Origin of the sequence: Nostoc sp. UHCC 0252, from assembly GCF_034931145.1 — a bacterium.
Classification (GTDB): domain Bacteria; phylum Cyanobacteriota; class Cyanobacteriia; order Cyanobacteriales; family Nostocaceae; genus Nostoc.
In genome coordinates this window covers 70,544-86,348 of record NZ_JAYGHE010000026.1, presented here as the reverse complement: position 1 = coordinate 86,348, position 15,805 = coordinate 70,544, and the positions used below count along the sequence as shown (strand labels likewise).

General features: G+C 41.9%; 15 protein-coding genes. 6 read left to right on the top strand and 9 right to left on the bottom strand.

The annotated features are described in order from the left end of the window. Window positions 1-64: 64 nt before the first annotated feature. Window positions 65-1,786 carry a sensor histidine kinase gene (locus VB732_RS16570; RefSeq protein WP_323231959.1) on the bottom strand — a complete coding sequence of 574 codons (1,722 nt, stop codon included), beginning with the start codon at window positions 1,784-1,786 and terminating at the stop codon, window positions 65-67. A gap of 220 nt (window positions 1,787-2,006) precedes the next feature. Here VB732_RS16570 and VB732_RS16565 point away from each other — a divergent pair, with 220 nt between their 5' ends. The 3 genes from VB732_RS16565 (at window position 2,007) to VB732_RS16555 (ending at window position 5,946) form a co-directional block, all read left to right on the top strand. Then, window positions 2,007-2,825 (top strand): SDR family oxidoreductase, encoded by an 819-nt coding sequence (locus tag VB732_RS16565; protein ID WP_323231958.1) that lies wholly within the window; start codon window positions 2,007-2,009, stop codon window positions 2,823-2,825. Window positions 2,826-3,261: 436 nt separating this feature from the next. Beyond that, entirely contained in the window at window positions 3,262-5,166 is a 1,905-nt protein-coding gene (gene dnaK, locus VB732_RS16560; protein ID WP_323231957.1) for a molecular chaperone DnaK, read from the top strand. Window positions 5,167-5,322: 156 nt separating this feature from the next. After that, entirely contained in the window at window positions 5,323-5,946 is a 624-nt protein-coding gene (locus tag VB732_RS16555; protein WP_323231956.1) for an acetoacetate decarboxylase family protein, read from the top strand. Window positions 5,947-6,065: 119 nt separating this feature from the next. Here VB732_RS16555 and VB732_RS16550 read toward each other — a convergent pair whose 3' ends face one another. From VB732_RS16550 to VB732_RS16540, 3 genes are all read right to left on the bottom strand, one after another. Then, complete coding sequence (locus tag VB732_RS16550; protein ID WP_323231955.1) at window positions 6,066-7,736, bottom strand: ABC transporter ATP-binding protein; 1,671 nt, start codon at window positions 7,734-7,736, stop codon at window positions 6,066-6,068. 196 nt (window positions 7,737-7,932) lie between these two features. Further along, complete coding sequence (locus tag VB732_RS16545; protein WP_323231954.1) at window positions 7,933-8,226, bottom strand: hypothetical protein; 294 nt, start codon at window positions 8,224-8,226, stop codon at window positions 7,933-7,935. Window positions 8,227-8,460: 234 nt separating this feature from the next. Then, the gene (locus VB732_RS16540) at window positions 8,461-8,613 is read right to left on the bottom strand and encodes a hypothetical protein (protein WP_323231953.1); all 153 of its coding nucleotides are present in this window, start codon (window positions 8,611-8,613) and stop codon (window positions 8,461-8,463) included. Between the two features lie 136 nt (window positions 8,614-8,749). Here VB732_RS16540 and VB732_RS16535 point away from each other — a divergent pair, with 136 nt between their 5' ends. Continuing rightward, window positions 8,750-9,076, top strand: a complete 327-nt coding sequence (locus tag VB732_RS16535) for a hypothetical protein (RefSeq protein ID WP_323231952.1) — start codon at window positions 8,750-8,752, stop codon at window positions 9,074-9,076. 378 nt (window positions 9,077-9,454) lie between these two features. Here the strand turns inward: VB732_RS16535 and VB732_RS16530 are convergent, their stop codons facing one another. Then, window positions 9,455-9,664: a hypothetical protein gene (locus VB732_RS16530; protein ID WP_323231951.1), complete on the bottom strand. Its 210-nt coding sequence runs from the start codon at window positions 9,662-9,664 to the stop codon at window positions 9,455-9,457. A gap of 345 nt (window positions 9,665-10,009) precedes the next feature. Here VB732_RS16530 and VB732_RS16525 point away from each other — a divergent pair, with 345 nt between their 5' ends. Together VB732_RS16525 and trxA are read left to right on the top strand one after the other, a co-directional pair. Continuing rightward, window positions 10,010-10,336, top strand: a complete 327-nt coding sequence (locus tag VB732_RS16525) for a hypothetical protein (RefSeq protein ID WP_323231965.1) — start codon at window positions 10,010-10,012, stop codon at window positions 10,334-10,336. A gap of 181 nt (window positions 10,337-10,517) precedes the next feature. Beyond that, complete coding sequence (gene trxA / locus VB732_RS16520; protein ID WP_323231950.1) at window positions 10,518-10,865, top strand: thioredoxin; 348 nt, start codon at window positions 10,518-10,520, stop codon at window positions 10,863-10,865. Window positions 10,866-11,001: 136 nt separating this feature from the next. On the opposite strand, the gene VB732_RS16515 is transcribed toward trxA, so the two are convergent. The 4 genes from VB732_RS16515 to VB732_RS16500 all read right to left on the bottom strand — a co-directional run bounded on the left by VB732_RS16515 (window position 11,002) and on the right by VB732_RS16500 (window position 15,709). After that, on the bottom strand, window positions 11,002-11,535 hold the full coding sequence (locus tag VB732_RS16515; protein ID WP_323231949.1) for a dihydrofolate reductase family protein: 534 nt from the start codon (window positions 11,533-11,535) through the stop codon (window positions 11,002-11,004). Window positions 11,536-11,550: 15 nt separating this feature from the next. After that, entirely contained in the window at window positions 11,551-11,805 is a 255-nt protein-coding gene (locus tag VB732_RS16510; protein ID WP_323231948.1) for a TIGR03643 family protein, read from the bottom strand. Between the two features lie 219 nt (window positions 11,806-12,024). After that, window positions 12,025-13,827, bottom strand: coding sequence for an ABC transporter ATP-binding protein (locus VB732_RS16505; RefSeq protein WP_323231947.1), 1,803 nt, complete (start codon window positions 13,825-13,827; stop codon window positions 12,025-12,027). An 88-nt stretch (window positions 13,828-13,915) separates the two neighbouring features. After that, window positions 13,916-15,709, bottom strand: a complete 1,794-nt coding sequence (locus tag VB732_RS16500) for an ABC transporter ATP-binding protein (protein ID WP_323231946.1) — start codon at window positions 15,707-15,709, stop codon at window positions 13,916-13,918. Window positions 15,710-15,805 lie beyond the last annotated feature (96 nt).

The window sequence follows — 15,805 nt, the reverse complement described above, 5'->3', positions numbered from 1 at the left end:
ATTACTCCTTACTCACTACTCATTACTCCTCCATTCGAGGTGTGGTGAGAAATCCGGGTTATACTTAGCCTGTTACACGATTGTGGCGATCGCAGATTGATAATTGTGCTGATTTTGCTGCTCGAATCGGAATTGTAATGACAAACTCTGCACCCTGTCCTGGTGATGAAATACACTCCAAAGATCCACCATGCTTTTCAGTAATTATCTGATAGCTGATCGATAATCCCATACCAGTCCCCTTACCAACTGCTTTCGTAGTAAAAAAAGGGTCAAATAAACGTGACTGGATTTCTTTTGGAATTCCCGATCCATTATCAGCAATCCGAATCACAGCATTTTCATTTACCTGTTCACAACAAATGCGAATCAAGGGATTTGGACAAAGTTCTTTTTGGAAAGCCTCTTCTAAAGCATCAATTGCATTTACCAAAATGTTCATAAATACCTGATTCATTTGCCCTGCAAAACACTGAATTTGAGGCATTTTGCTATATTCTTTAACCACTTCAATTTGAGGGTGATTATTTTGTGCCTTAAGCCGATGTTGCAAAATTAACAGGGTACTGTCGATTCCTTCATGCAAATCAGCCGTTTTTAACTCAGCTTCATCTAAGCGAGAGAAAATTCGCAGACTCAGAACAATTTCCCGGATGCGTTTAGCCCCCATTTTCATTGAGGTTAATATTTTAGGCAAATCTTCTATTAGGTACTCAATATCTGCTTCTTCGTGAGCATTTTTAATTTCTGGCTCTGGGTTAGGATAATAATTTTGATAAAGCTTAATTAACAGCAACATTTGTTTAGTGTAATCATCAGTGTATTCAAGGTTGCCGTAAATAAAGTTAACCGGATTGTTGATTTCATGAGCAACTCCCGCCACTAGTTGGCCCAGACTCGACATTTTTTCAGATTGAATTAATTGGATTTGGGTTTTTTGCAGGTCTTTCAGAGCTTGCTGAAGTTCTGCTTCTGCGTGGTGACGCTCAACAATTTCGTTCCGTAATTGTTCGTTAGCATTGACCAATTCATTTCTGGAATGTTGCAGATCGTCCGCCATCTTGTTGAACGAGGTAGCTAACTCACCAATCTCATCCTGGGAGCGAATACTAACTCTGGTATCCAGCTTACCCTCAGCCAGATTCACTACAGCTTGCTGGAGTTGTTTAATCGGTTTTGAAATACTTATAGAAATCAAATAGCCTACTAATAATGCCAGGATGCCACATACGAAACTGATAACCGACGTGGCAACAATATTTTTATAGGCTGTTGCTAGGGCTGTTTTATAAAGCGGTGTATATTCTAGAATGACTGCACCAATTATTTCACCCTTGCCAGTTTTAAAAGGAACAGCAATCAATCGAATCCCATTTGGGTACTCAGGACTGACCTCAACATAAGTTCTTGGTATACCATCGTGAATAGTTTTACCAACTTCATTATTGCGATCGCGATCTAATCGCGTACCAATGTCTTCTGGAACTACATCAGCCAGAATGATTTTATTACGGTCTACAATTTCTAGATCGCGCTGGCGTTGCTTGTGTAGCGAGATAACATGCTCTTGTAATTCGGCTAGCATCTTATCTCGCGATCCGATTTCGTGGTATTCATCAACTTCATGACTTACGAAATATCCCACTAGTCCAGCAACTTCCTCAGCCTCTTGTTGAGCAATATACTTAGCTATCTTCAATTGTTGATGAGCATTAATCGCACCAGTAATTACTGAGAGAGTAGCTATTCCTAGAATTCCCGAAAATAATTTTTGACTAATTTTCATTCGTTACTCTCAACCTCAGTGCTGGCTACCGTGCGTGCTAATTCAGTTTTGGGGAATTTGCCCTGATTTTAAAATTCCCACTTGTTAGCCTGAAAGCTACATAGTCAACGGCTATTAGCCAAATCTTTAATCTGGGTCTATCTTGGCGATACTTCTTTGGTAGAGACTACGCGATCGCATTTTTTGAGTAGATTAACAATAGACTTCTCAAAGGCAATTTATGACTTCTTTTGATTCCGTTGAAGATTTAGTACTAGTTGCTGGTGCTACTGGTGGCGTAGGGCAACTGGTAGTAGGCAAACTCCTAGAAAAGGGTTTGAAAGTTCGTGTCCTGACACGCAATGCCGCAAAAGCCAAAGAAATGTTTAACCAAAGAGTGGAAATTGCCGTTGGTGATATCCGTCAGCCAGCAACACTCCCAGCCGCAACGCAAAATGTCACCCACATTATCTGCTGTACTGGAACCACTGCCTTTCCCTCTGCGCGATGGGAGTTTGACCAGACCCCGAACTTGCTTGAATGGGGAATCACTTTCCTTAACCCCAAATCTAGCGAAGCCAAAGCGAAGAATAGTCCGGCCAAGGTCGATGCCCAAGGTGTCAGTAACCTAGTTACAGCAGCACCCCAGAATTTGAAGCGATTCGTTTTCGTCTCTTCCTGTGGAATTCTCCGCAAAGATCAGTTTCCTTTTAGTATTCTTAACGCTTTTGGTGTTTTGGATGCCAAACAAAAAGGTGAGGAATCGATTCTTAATTCAGGATTGCCTTACACCATTATCCGCCCAGGACGCTTGATTGACGGGCCTTATACCTCATACGACCTCAACACACTGCTAAAGGCAAAAACTGGTGGTAAATACGGTGTAGTCGTAGCCACTGGGGATACACTTTCAGGTGATACCAGCCGGATTGATGTAGCAAACGCTTGTGTGGAATGCCTTTTTCAGCCAAATAGTTCCCAGAAAATTTTTGAAATAGTCAACAAAGGACAAAGACCACCTGTAATTGATTGGGAAACTCTTTTCTCTCAACTTAAGTAACTGCTAAGTGCTGAGTCATATTTTATTCAATTCCCAATTCCCAATACTTCGGCTTCGCTCAGTACAAGTCCCCAATCCCCAGTACTTTACCTCTAAAGACGGCAAACACCACTCTGATGTTACGGTTCACCCTAATTACTGAAAGTATTAATTCTCATACATTAGACAGAGTGAAGGTAAATCAATCCATGAACCAACTAAAAAAACTATTTAATTAGTTTAACCGTCCTAAGCAAGGTTCGGGAAACCACCCTTCATGGACTGGCTACCACTAAGCTTCAGTATATATATCAGCATAATCTGGAGTTTTAACGCCAGGAAAGCCAAATCAAAGGTATTCATGCTGAATTGGCTGATTTATTGACCTGTTGGTTCAAAATTTAGTCCTTTATATTCTCATTCATTCATTTGTAGTTATACGGAGCCAGCACCTAAAATGGCAAAAGTAGTTGGAATTGACTTAGGAACAACGAACTCCTGCGTGGCAGTAATGGAAGGTGGTAAACCTACTGTAATTGCTAACGCTGAAGGTTTTCGGACAACGCCATCAGTAGTGGCATTTGCGAAAAATGGCGACAACCTGGTTGGCCAAATCGCCAAACGTCAAGCGGTGATGAACCCCGAAAATACGTTTTACTCAGTCAAACGCTTTATCGGTCGCCGCTACGACGAAGTAGGTAACGAAGCAACTGAAGTTTCTTACAAAGTTCTCAGCAGCAACGGCAATGTCAAATTAGATTGTCCAATAGCTGGTAAACCGTTTGCTCCTGAAGAAATTTCTGCAAAGGTTCTTCGCAAACTAGTTGAAGATGCCAGCAAATACCTTGGTGAAACTGTAAGCCAAGCTGTAATCACCGTTCCTGCATACTTTAACGACTCTCAACGGCAAGCGACAAAAGACGCTGGTAAAATCGCCGGGATTGAAGTTCTGCGGATTATCAACGAGCCGACTGCTGCTTCTCTAGCTTATGGGTTTGACAAGAAGAGTAACGAAACCATTCTCGTATTTGACCTTGGTGGCGGTACCTTCGACGTATCTGTGCTGGAAGTAGGAGATGGAGTTTTTGAAGTACTAGCCACATCTGGGGATACACACCTTGGTGGTGACGACTTTGATAAAAAAATAGTTGACTTCTTAGCTGAAAAGTTCAAGAAAGCCGAAGGTATTGACCTACGGAAAGACAAACAAGCTTTGCAACGTCTGACTGAAGCCGCAGAAAAAGCCAAAATTGAGCTTTCTAGCGTTACCCAAGCAGAAATCAACCTACCATTTATCACCGCTACCCAGGATGGGCCCAAGCACCTGGATACAACTCTGACTCGTGCCACATTTGAAGAACTTTGTTCTGACTTAATCGACCGTTGCCGTATCCCTGTAGAAAACGCTCTCCGGGATGCCAAGTTAAACAAAGGCGATATTGATGAAGTGGTATTAGTTGGTGGTTCTACCCGGATTCCCGCAGTCCACCAGATTGTGAAGCAGGTATTGGGTAAAGACCCTAACCAAAGCGTTAACCCTGATGAAGTCGTGGCAATTGGTGCAGCGATTCAAGCAGGTGTACTGAATAATGAAGTTACTGGCATCTTACTATTAGATGTATCACCGCTTTCTTTGGGTGTTGAAACATTGGGCGGCGTGATGACCAAAATTATCCCCCGCAACACAACAATCCCCACCAAGAAATCGGAAGTCTTCTCCACCGCAGTGGATGGTCAAACCAACGTAGAAATTCACGTCCTTCAAGGTGAACGCGAATTTTCTAACGACAACAAGAGTTTGGGAACCTTCCGTCTAGATGGTATTCCTCCTGCACCACGTGGCGTTCCTCAAATTGAAGTGGTGTTTGATATTGACGCTAACGGTATCCTTAACGTCACCGCTAAGGACAAAGGTACTGGTAAAGAACAGTCCATCAGCATAACCGGCGCTTCCACTCTGGATAAAACTGATGTTGACCGGATGGTAAGAGAAGCTGAACAGAACGCTTCATCTGATAAAGACAAGCGTGAGAAGATTGAACGTAAGAACCAAGCCGACTCTTTAGCATACCAAGCTGAAAAGCAGCTACAAGAATTGGGCGATAAAGTTCCCGATGCTGACAAGACCAAAGTCGAAGGTTTAGTGAAAGAACTGCGGGAAGCAGTTGCTAAAGAAGACGATGAGCAAATCAAAAAGCTCACCCCAGAATTGCAACAAGCTCTATTCGCTGTTGGTAGCAACATCTATCAACAAGCTGGTGCGGGTGCTGCACCTGGTGCTGAACCTCAAGATGGTGGTTCCACCTCTAGTTCTGGTAGCGGCGACGATGTAATTGACGCTGACTTCACTGAGAGCAAATAATTTCGCTAGTTATTTGGGGGAGATTATTTTCTTCCCCCTCATATTACCCATCCAAGCAAACGCCTGGGTGGGGATTTTTTTTTAGGAGTTATGAGTAAAAGTAATATTGCTAGCTCTTGATTTTAATTTGTTTCTTACTTTACTATTAAATCCCTTATGCCATATCCACAAGCACCTTGGACACTCCAAGGCTACGCTATTCAAACTCTGCATTTGGTAAATATTGACCAAGTGCGCCCTTTGATTCCGTTAGAGTTAGAAATTATTTCTGTTTGGCCTGGTAAAACCCTAGCTAGCGTGTATTTATCTAATTACGGGTCAGGCTCAGTACTAGAGTACAGTGAGTTAATTATTGCCCCAGCTTTGGTTAATTACCAGAAAAAAATCGGCGGTTGGATTTCTCACATTTATGTAGATAATGCTGATTCGGTGGCTGGTGGTCGAGAAATTTGGGGACTACCAAAGGAACTAGCTGAGTTTACCTGGGAGCAAGGAGAGCGTGTTACTGTGCATCAGGGAAACCGGAAGTTGTGCAGTCTTAAGTATAATCGGCAAAGCTTGGCATGGAGACAGGGGTTAAGTGCCTCTGCTTTCAGCGTTAAGGGTGCTGATTTGATGATGTTCCCTGCTCAATTTGAGGCTGTATTGGGTTTGATTGGTTCTCAGTTAGAAATCCCCGCCGAAAGTCCTTTTTCTGGAATAGGTTTAGGTCAGCCTTGGTTAACTGTACGTTGTGAGCAGATGAGTTTGCAGGTTGATGCGCCAAAAATTGTAAGTTAATCAATTTTGGATTTTAGGTTAAGGCAAGAGACGCGATGAATCACCGTCAGGACAATAAGCAGTCTTTTTTTTGTAGAGACGGCGATTTATCGCGTCTTTTCTTTGTAATGATTTATTAGTTAAGCGCGTGCTAGTAAGGGAGCCGCAGCTAATAAAGTTTTGGTATAAGGGTGCTGAGGATTGGCAAAAATATTTTTTGTCAGACCGAGTTCGACAATTTTACCGCCATTCATCACGGCAATACGATCGCACAAAAATCGAGCTAACCAAAGATCATGGGTAATAAACAGATAAGTTAACTCGAATTCTTCTTTTAATTGCAACATTAAATCCAGCACTTGCGACTGCACGCTAGCGTCTAACATACTCACTGGTTCATCGCAGATCAAAAGTTTAGGGTGAGTAATCAAAGCACGAGCGATCGCAACTCTTTGCTGTTGTCCCCCAGATAAATCTGATGGATAACGCTCATAATACACTTCTGGCGGTGTTAATCCAACTTTCTCTAACATCCATAAAACTTGTTCTTTTGCCTTAACGGGATCGGCTAGATTATGGATAAATAAAGGATCGGCAATACTTTGTCCCACCGTCATCGCTGGATTGAGACAAGCATGGGGATCTTGAAAAACCATTTGGATTTGTCGTCGTGAGGAGCGAATTTGTTGACGCGACAGTGTAGTTAAATCTTGTCCTAAAAACTCAACTTTGCCACTGGTGGGACGAATTAGTTGCAAGATTGTTCGTGATAGTGTACTCTTACCACAACCTGATTCCCCAACTAAGCCGAGAATTTCTCCGGGATAGAGATCCAAGTTAATACCATCTACTGCTTTAATTGTCTGAGTTTGTGTCTTAAGCAGTCGTTCAATAAAGTTAGGTTCTATGGTGTAGTGTTGCTTGAGTTCTGTAATACTCAAAATCGGGGATTGCTGATTAATAATCGGTAATTGCTTTTCTGAGTCATTGGCAATTATCAATTCTCCATCATCAGTTACTGCTTGAATGTGTAAAGCTGCTTTTAAGAGCGATCGCGTGTATTCGTGCTGAGGCTGCCTAAATACAGTTTCTGTAGAACCCATTTCCACCATTTTGCCGTGGTACATCACCCCAATGCGATCGCAATACTCAGCCACCATTGCCAAATCGTGAGAAATCAACAACAATCCCATGTTTTCTTCACTGCACAGGCGAGTTAATTCTTTTAATATCTGCGCGGCGACGGTGACATCTAAGCTAGTAGTGGGTTCATCGGCAACAATCAACTTCGGGTTGAGGAGTAAAGCTAAAGCGATCGCAACCCGTTGGCGCATTCCACCGCTAAATTCGTGGGGATACTGATTCCAGCGACTAGCGGGAATATTCACTTTTGCTAAGGTAGCAAGTGCTTTTTTTTTGGCTTCCCGCGTTGATAATTCTGGTGAGTGCGCCTGAAGGGTTTCGATACAATGCTTACCAATAGTCATCAACGGATCGAGGCGTGTCATCGGATCTTGAAAAATTAAGGCGATCGCCTCTCCTCGAAATTTCCGCAACTGGTTGGGCATCAAGTCAAATACCGACTCTCCTTGAAATATTACCCGTCCCTCAATCCGACTAGAGGCTGGTAGTAAGCGCATTACCGCCCGCCCGATAGTTGACTTCCCACAACCCGACTCTCCCACCAATCCCATTCTTTCACCTGGTTGCAAGGTGAAAGATACATCATCAACTGCCCAGTCTGCCTCTTCTCCACTCCGTTGGGGATAGGCAACTCGCAGATTTTCGATCCAAAATAAGGCTTCACTCATAGTTAGTTATCAGCCCTGGGCTACCAGCTTTTATAATTTTAAATTTAAGATAGTCTATCAGATTAGTATTAAACCTCCATTCTGCAAATATATTTTTTGTTTTAGCTGATCCCTCATCATAGTAATTTATACCGCTTGTCTCATGTTTTATCAGTTAATGCTAAGAGACAAGCAAGTATTTTTACTATTAAACTAATTAATGTTCATGATCTTGATGATAATCCGTTGTGCCTTGTTCAGTTTCTAGTATGCGTGAAATCAGCACCTCTGGTTTTCTACTAATAACAGACCTAACTTTATCAATAGCAATTACTTCACTGATTTTTACAACCATTTCCCAGAGAGTATCATCCTCAGTCTCTTTGTTGTAAGTTCTATGCTTAAACCACAACAAATCGTCCCAAATTCCAATAACTGTGGCGAAATACCACTTATCTCGTACTAGTATCCAGATTTCTTGTTCTAAGTAAGTCTGTAGAAGAGATTTCACAATGGCTAAGATAATTAAAAAGATTGTGCTACATATTAAGTAAGTATTAACAGGTAAAACAACAGTTAAAATACTGATATATTTTAGTGTAATTTATATAAATATAATAATTTGATAATCAGCAAGCAGAAAATCTAGAATAACTATGGTTAAGGCAATAGTTCAGTTGATAATTGTCTAGATTTGGTTAACACTACCTGTATAAAATACAATTTGCTAATTTAGTATTGGCTGTTACAGACAGTAAGCATAGAATACAGCATTCTCACTGAGATAAATCGACACTATGCCGAAGTAGTAGTATTGCCAACGGTGCGATCGCGTATTTAGCCAACCGAGGAGAGCTATTTCATCCTTAGCGCTTTGAATAAAATCAGCCAGTTCCAAATATTTATAAAGTAATTTAACTGATTAATTCACCCATTTGTGGGAGGTAATTAGCAAGGCAATAAGTGTATTTTGTTTATAGTAAGACCAACAGAAGATGGTTTGAGACAGCATTTACACAAAGGATGTATCAATCATGTTAAACCTGATATTAACCAAATGTATAAAAATCAAACCGTTACTAGTTTCAACAGCTTTTTTGCTGGCTGTACAAACTTCAGCCAATGCTCAACAATCCCTTCCTAATTTGACTCCAGCACAAGCTCAAAGTTTATCCCGTGACTTAGTTCCATCTAGTTCTCAAGACTTTTTTAGGCAAGGAAGAGAATCGATGGAGAGAGAAATTCAAATTCTTAGGCAAAGGCAATTACCATCAATGAAGCCTATCCTTAAAATTGATTCAGTACAGCAGATTAAAAAACCGCATACTCAGCAAAAACCTGAAGATAGCAATCCACTTTGATTTATGAATTGATTTGTGGAGTGAGCAAAATACAAGTGCGATAGAGACAGGCAACAGGAAAGTTTTGCTGAGTTTTCTCAACAATCAAATCTGAGTCTAAGAGGTTGCTTGAAAAGTTTTAGGCGAATAAAACGATGTCTCCGGCACGCCAAAGACGAACGCTACTATCAAACTATCAAACTTAGTCCACCTCCGTAGACTAAGAGAAAATCAATGGTTATAACCCACGGAGGTGGGTTTTGACTGTGTAGCCGCGACTTCCAGTCGCCCAGTCACTCCTGCTAAATTGTTTTATCAGGCATTAGAATCATTATGCTCTGCTTTTCGACAACAGAACTTTTGTGTATTTAATAATATTTGCAACAAAAATTTACAATTTTAGTCGTCTAGCAAACTCATCAAGGCTTGAACTTCAACGTCTTGCGGCTCTGACAATTGAGACTGTAACTTTAATAATTGACTCTGTAGCCCTTCTGCTACATGGAGCATATTAGATTCTTGTGCAATTTTTAACTGATTCTCTTTAATTTGAATTTGTTGAAGCAAGCTGTTTTCAACATGAATTGAGTTGTAATGTTGAGCAATCATAGCTTTACATTTTTTATCAATCTCTAAAGGACAATTAAATTTATCACTAGTGTATTATTCCACACTTTTATCATTTTTTAAATATCTGGTGATTTAATCTTGAGAGACTTGTAAAAAATAAATTATCCCAAATTATTTGTAAATTTTTAGGGTAGCACAGCTACGCTACCGTGCGATAGAATATTTTTTTCGCTAGAAATCTCTAATTATTCATGGTGTTTACGGGTATGGCAGACAGAATACATCATGCCCATCTTTTTAGAGGCTGAGAGACTATTTGCAGATAAAACTATCTGTTACTTCACCGATTATTGTATATATTTCTAACATTTTTTTGTGAACGGCATGAACTTAAAATTGGTAAAGAGAAACATTTTTAGCGTTGTAAAAATTATATCTACAATGCTTATAACCAGCGCAATTGGATTAGAATCTTGGAATATTTATGCCGTAATAACTAATAGTAATGTGCCAAGCAGCCTGAATCCAATTTTTTGGATTGAGCGCTTTGCCATGACCTGCCATTTTATCGAGGCTATTATAGCAGCTTTTTATGCACCTTCAAGAAAAAAGATGCCAATACAATATGCTACTTATACTTTTTTTGTAGGCACTATTGGGTTGTTAGAACTGTTTGAGCAAGATGAAGCTTCTACATCTTCTACATCCTGAAGGTCTGAGGTTTTGGGATTATGCACCTTATGTAAAATTATTAAATCCCTGTGACTGAGCAAGAGTCAGTTGCAGGGATTTTTCAATATAGGTCACTGGTGAATCTGACAGGCAGAAGGAGGTATAGTTTGTATAGTGAGCTTTTTGCTGCAATTTTATTTTGATACTAAGGAATTAAAAAATGTCTGCTGATACTCAGATAGTTAATTATGTTGAAGAAAGTGAATTTGATGTTGTTTTAAATGGAAGTGAAGAGAAAGTTGTTGTTGTTGATTTTACTGCTACTTGGTGTGGCCCTTGTCGGCTGGTAAGTCCTTTGATGGAGCAACTTGCCGAGGAATACAAAGGCCGCGCCAAAGTAGTTAAGGTAGACGTTGACAGGAATAAGCCGATTTTCAAAAAATTCGCTCTTCGCAGTATTCCAGCAGTTTTAATTTTCAAAGATGGTATTTTAGCAGAAACCATCGTGGGAGTTTCTCCTTACGAACAGTTTAGCGAAGCTGTTCAGAAGCTTGTTGAGGCTGTTTAAACTTAATTCGTAATTAAAAAGGCTTTTTCCCGGATGCCTAATAACGGCATTGACGTTTCAAGTGGTGTTTAAATTTCCCGAAATTTTGAGTATCGGACTTCTCGCCACTTGAAGCATAATTCATAATTATGCATTTTTAAGGCTTCTCTTTTCGCCGATAATGTGATTGCAGTAAACCACTTGAATATTGTGTTGAGTTAATCAGTTCCAATTTTTCTTCAGGGGTAGGCGGTGGGAAAAGCTGTATACCGCTACCTAAGATGGTTGGAATCGTTGAAATAATATATTCGTCAATTAAACTGTGTTGAAGAAACGAATTGATTAATGCTCCGCCACCAACTAGCCAGACATTTTTAAAACCTTGAGCCTCTATATTTGCTAAGGCGTTCTTGACTGTATCAGAAACAAACACAACGTCCTTGCGGTCAGATTGGAGATGGCGTTTGGTGAAAACAAATGATTTTTTGCCCGGATAAGGCCATTCATCAAAACCCAGCCCGACTTCATAAGTATTGCTGCCTAAAACAATAGCATCAATGGATTCGTAGAAAGCACCATAACCGTAGTCTTCTCCCTCTATATCAAGAATTGAGAGCCAATCAATTCCGCCATCGCTACGAGCAATATAACCATCCAAACTAGCTGCAATGTAGAGTGTAACTTTTGTCATTTTACTTTCAATTAGTTACGTTTTTTGATTGTGCGATTTAAACCGTCCTGCAATAAATTCTCGCTTATGTAAATGCTTTGTACTGCGTTTGGTAACTCGCTCTCGCCACATCTGGAAACTAGATTCTTTCATTTCGCGCCTCATTAAGGCAATTACCTGTTTCTCCAGCAGTCCAAACTGAGCTTCAATGGCATCAAAAGATGTTCTATCTTCCCATGCCATTTCAATGATGCGATCGATGGTTTCTGAATCGAGGTTAGGTAGCTTCATTCCTTTTCTGGCAATTGATAAATTCGAGCTATAGCAATCCTATCTGAATTGTGAGAAATGGAATGAGGACGAACCGCCCTTCGGGTTCACCAGTCGCCTACGGTGGGAAACCCGCCTACAGCGCTGGTTCACCAAGTACGCCAAGTACGCCAAGGAAGAGAGAATAAAAACAGAATCCCTAAATCTCACGAATGATTTAGGAGTGCTATATATAATATTTTACTTTTCGTTTTGAAGAACCGTTGTGTCTGCTGTACCTAGTTGTAGACTATAGAGGTTTGCATAGACTCCTTGCCGATCGATGAGTTCGGCGTGAGTACCTTGCTCTACAATTTGTCCCTGCTGAATTACTAATACCTGATCTGCCTGGGTAACTGTACTGAGGCGGTGGGCAATGACAAAACTGGTACGACCTTGTAGTAAACGTGCGATCGCAGTTTGTACTAGTGCTTCTGTGCGCGTGTCAATGCTGCTAGTGGCTTCATCAAGAATCAGAATTCGCGGGTTAATCAACACTGCACGGGCAATACTGATTAGTTGTCGCTGTCCTTGGCTCAGGGGTGCTCCCCGTTCGCCCAGTTGGGTTGTATAACCTTGTGGTAGTGAGGTAATGAACTCATGTACATTTGCTAGTTGTGCAGCAGCTTCGATGTCAGCTTGGGTACTATAAGGAGCGCCAAATGCTATATTTTCGGCAACAGTGCCAGTGAATAGAATATTATCTTGTAAAACGATGCCAATTTGACGACGCAGACTTGCTTGGGTAACACTACGTACATCAATATCATCAATTTTTACTGCACCGCTAGATACATCGTAGAAGCGCAAAATCAAGTTAATAATCGTGCTTTTTCCCGAACCGGTCGGCCCGACTAATGCAATCATCTGCCCTGGATAGGCATGTAAATTCACCCCTTTGAGAACCAATTGATCTGGGTTGTAACCAAACTTGACATTCTCAAATCTCACTTCTCCCTGAATGGGCGGCATTTCTGTCGCGTCGGGTGCATCTTTGAGTTCCGACGGTTCATCTAGTAATAAAAAGATTCGCTCTAATCCGGCGAAGGCAGATTGAGCTTGGGTGTAAAACTGGCTGAGAATCTGGATCGGGCGGAAGAACTGCTGGACGTAAAGTAAAAAGGATGTCACCACACCCACTGTTGCAGCCCCAGTGACAGCAAGATAACCCCCATAAGCCAGAACCCCTGCGGTTGCAAGTGTGTTGAGAAAATCGATGGAGGGCAAGAAGGCCGAAGTAATTGCCACTGCTTCGACGTTGGCATCACGATTCGCGGCGTTGAGAGCGTCAAATTCTGCGATGTTCGTCTGTACCCGATTAAATGCCTGTGCTTCTCGGACGCTGCCAATATCTTCTTCTAACTTGGCGGAAAGCTGCCCAATGGTTTGTCGGGTAACGCGAAACCTGGCTCTTGCCCAACGTGCAAATATACTTGTGGTCAAAATCATCAGTGGCACAACCAGGTTGCTTAACAAGCCGAGTTGCAGGTTGATTGAGAGCATGGCAATGATGATGCCAATCAAACTGAAAGTGTTGCCCAGCATTTGGGCGATCGTCAGTCCAAATGCTTGATTCACGGTATTGACATCATTCAGTAGGCGGCTCATTAAATCGCCCGCTTCGCTGCGATCAAAAAAGCTGAGGGGCAAACTTTGAATTTTAGTGAAAATATCTTGCCTCAGTTGAGCCAGCAATCGCTGCATAATCCAGCCGACTCGAATAATTTGACCCCGGATTGCTAATACACCAAGTCCGTAATTCAGCGCTAGTAATCCTAATAACAGTAGAAGTCCCTGCAAATTACCTTGTGCAATTAGGTGATCAACCGACCAACCGATAAAAAACGGCCCAATTGTCTGGGTTACGGCACCAATAAATACTAATGTCAGGGCGATGGGAATTTCTTTGCGATAACGGAGTAGGTATTGCAAAAAGCGTCGTAGGGTGGAGAGTTGTTGACTCGCTTGATCCTCAGATGCAACAACGGGAATAGTGCCTCTCATAGCAATTTTGGATTTTAGATTTTGGATTTTAGATTAAAAGTCTTTGTCTTGATGACAAGGCTGTGATAAAAATCTGATGCGAGACTATTTATTTTAGTTTGGTATCATTTTTCTCTTTCGCCTTTACTTGAGATTCCAAAATCACACCGTAGAGGGGGCTGGTTTGCATCAATTCCTCGTGTGTACCTTGTGCCACCAATCGGCCTTTATCCATGAGAAAAATGCGATCGGCATTTTTAACGGTACTGATGCGTTGAGCTACTACAAAAGTCGTACAAGCTTTTTGGCGCATTAAGCCATCTAGTTCGGCTTGAATCTGGGCAGCAGTTTTGGCATCTACGGCTGAGGTGCTATCGTCTAAAATCAGAATGCTGTAATCGGTGAGCAAGGTACGAGCGATCGCAATTCGTTGTTTTTGCCCACCAGACAAGCCTACGCCCCGTTCACCCACAATTGTCTCGTAGCCATCGGGTAAACCGATAATAAAATCGTGCATTTGGGCGGTTTTGGCAACCTCAATCACCTGCTCTAGGGTTGCATCGGGTTTGGCGTAGGCAATATTTTCGCGGATTGTGCCAGAGAAAAGGGTGGTTTCCTGAAATACAATACCAATCCGCGATCTGAGGCTTTTGAGCGTGAAACATTTTACATCTCGTCCGTCAATGCGAACTGCTCCCCCTGTGACATCATAAAAGCGGGCAAGCAAGTTCATAATTGTGCTTTTCCCGGAACCAGTCATCCCTAAAACGGCAATTAGTTCTTTGGGCTTTGTTTCAAAGGAAACTTCTTTAAGAGTTTCAGTACTGGCTCCCGGATAGCGAAAGGAAACATTTTCAAAGGTGATTCTACCAACGCAGGTGTCGAAGGGGACAGCACCGGGGCGATCGCGGATTTCTATTTCTGCATCGACAACTTCGTAGACTCGTTCAGCAGAAGCGGCTGATTGAGCGATCGCAGGTGCAGCAAATCCAATCAACAAAATCGGTTGGAGAATCAATGCTAAGTAGGAGTTGAACGCCACTAGTTCGCCAATGGAGAACCGGTTTCCAATCACCTGCGCTCCCCCGTAGGCGAAAACTGCCAATGTTACTAGATTACTCAGCAAAAAGATAAACGGGAAGGTATTATGGATGGCGCTAATGGTCTTCATGTTTGCCTTCACTAAGCCATCATTCATGGTGGTGTAGCGCGACCTTTCGGTGGATTCCCGCACAAAGGCTTTCACCACCCGTATTCCTAGCAAGTTCTCTTGCAATACTGCATTGAGATCGCTTAGTTGCTCTTGTACTTGCCGGAAAAGTTTGTTGTTTCTGGTGACAAATCGCGCCATCAACCATGTATTCAGGGGCACTACCGTTAGTGTAATCAATGCTAGTTCCCAGTTCATTATCAGTAAAATCACCGAAACACTTAGCAATGTTACAAGTGAAGCAATGACCTGAATCAGGTTAGTACCAACAAAGGTACGGATCTGCTCAATGTCGCTAGTGACGCGGGTTAACAGTTGGGAAGTCTGCGCCTGGTCATGATAACTGAAACTAAGATTTTGGATTTTGCTGAAAATTTTGTTTCGCAGGTCATAAGCTACACCCTGAGACACTGCTTCTGCTAAATAGCTTTGTCCAAAGTTAAACACACCACGAGCGATCGCGGCGAGTACCAGCCAGGCGGCGCTGTATAGCACAATTTGGAGGTTTTTTTGCGTGATTCCCTGATCGATTCCCCACCGAAATAGTTGTGGGGTAACTGCGTTTGCGATCGTCAACAGTAACAGACTTACCAATGCTCCCAGCGAAGTCCATCGGTAAGTGCTTAAACTCTTAAGTACGCGCTGGATTGGCTGTATCGACGAAGTTTCCTGGAGTTCTGGTTGCTGAACCACTGGTATTCACCCCTGTATCTTTGAAAAATTATCTCGTATTTTGATGGTAAAAAACCAATTGCCCAGTTGATAGCGTGGGATCTATTCATAGTGACA

Excerpts from the sequence above, each read along its gene's own strand:
- VB732_RS16570 (WP_323231959.1), bottom strand. The coding sequence starts at position 1,786 with ATGAAAATTAGTCAAAAATTATTTTCGGGAATTCTAGGAATAGCTACT.
- VB732_RS16565 (WP_323231958.1), top strand. The coding sequence starts at position 2,007 with ATGACTTCTTTTGATTCCGTTGAAGATTTAGTACTAGTTGCTGGTGCT.
- dnaK (WP_323231957.1), top strand. The coding sequence starts at position 3,262 with ATGGCAAAAGTAGTTGGAATTGACTTAGGAACAACGAACTCCTGCGTG.
- VB732_RS16555 (WP_323231956.1), top strand. The coding sequence starts at position 5,323 with ATGCCATATCCACAAGCACCTTGGACACTCCAAGGCTACGCTATTCAA.
- VB732_RS16550 (WP_323231955.1), bottom strand. The coding sequence starts at position 7,736 with ATGAGTGAAGCCTTATTTTGGATCGAAAATCTGCGAGTTGCCTATCCC.
- VB732_RS16535 (WP_323231952.1), top strand. The coding sequence starts at position 8,750 with ATGTTAAACCTGATATTAACCAAATGTATAAAAATCAAACCGTTACTA.
- VB732_RS16530 (WP_323231951.1), bottom strand. The coding sequence starts at position 9,664 with ATGATTGCTCAACATTACAACTCAATTCATGTTGAAAACAGCTTGCTT.
- VB732_RS16525 (WP_323231965.1), top strand. The coding sequence starts at position 10,010 with ATGAACTTAAAATTGGTAAAGAGAAACATTTTTAGCGTTGTAAAAATT.
- trxA (WP_323231950.1), top strand. The coding sequence starts at position 10,518 with ATGTCTGCTGATACTCAGATAGTTAATTATGTTGAAGAAAGTGAATTT.
- VB732_RS16515 (WP_323231949.1), bottom strand. The coding sequence starts at position 11,535 with ATGACAAAAGTTACACTCTACATTGCAGCTAGTTTGGATGGTTATATT.
- VB732_RS16510 (WP_323231948.1), bottom strand. The coding sequence starts at position 11,805 with ATGAAGCTACCTAACCTCGATTCAGAAACCATCGATCGCATCATTGAA.
- VB732_RS16505 (WP_323231947.1), bottom strand. The coding sequence starts at position 13,827 with ATGAGAGGCACTATTCCCGTTGTTGCATCTGAGGATCAAGCGAGTCAA.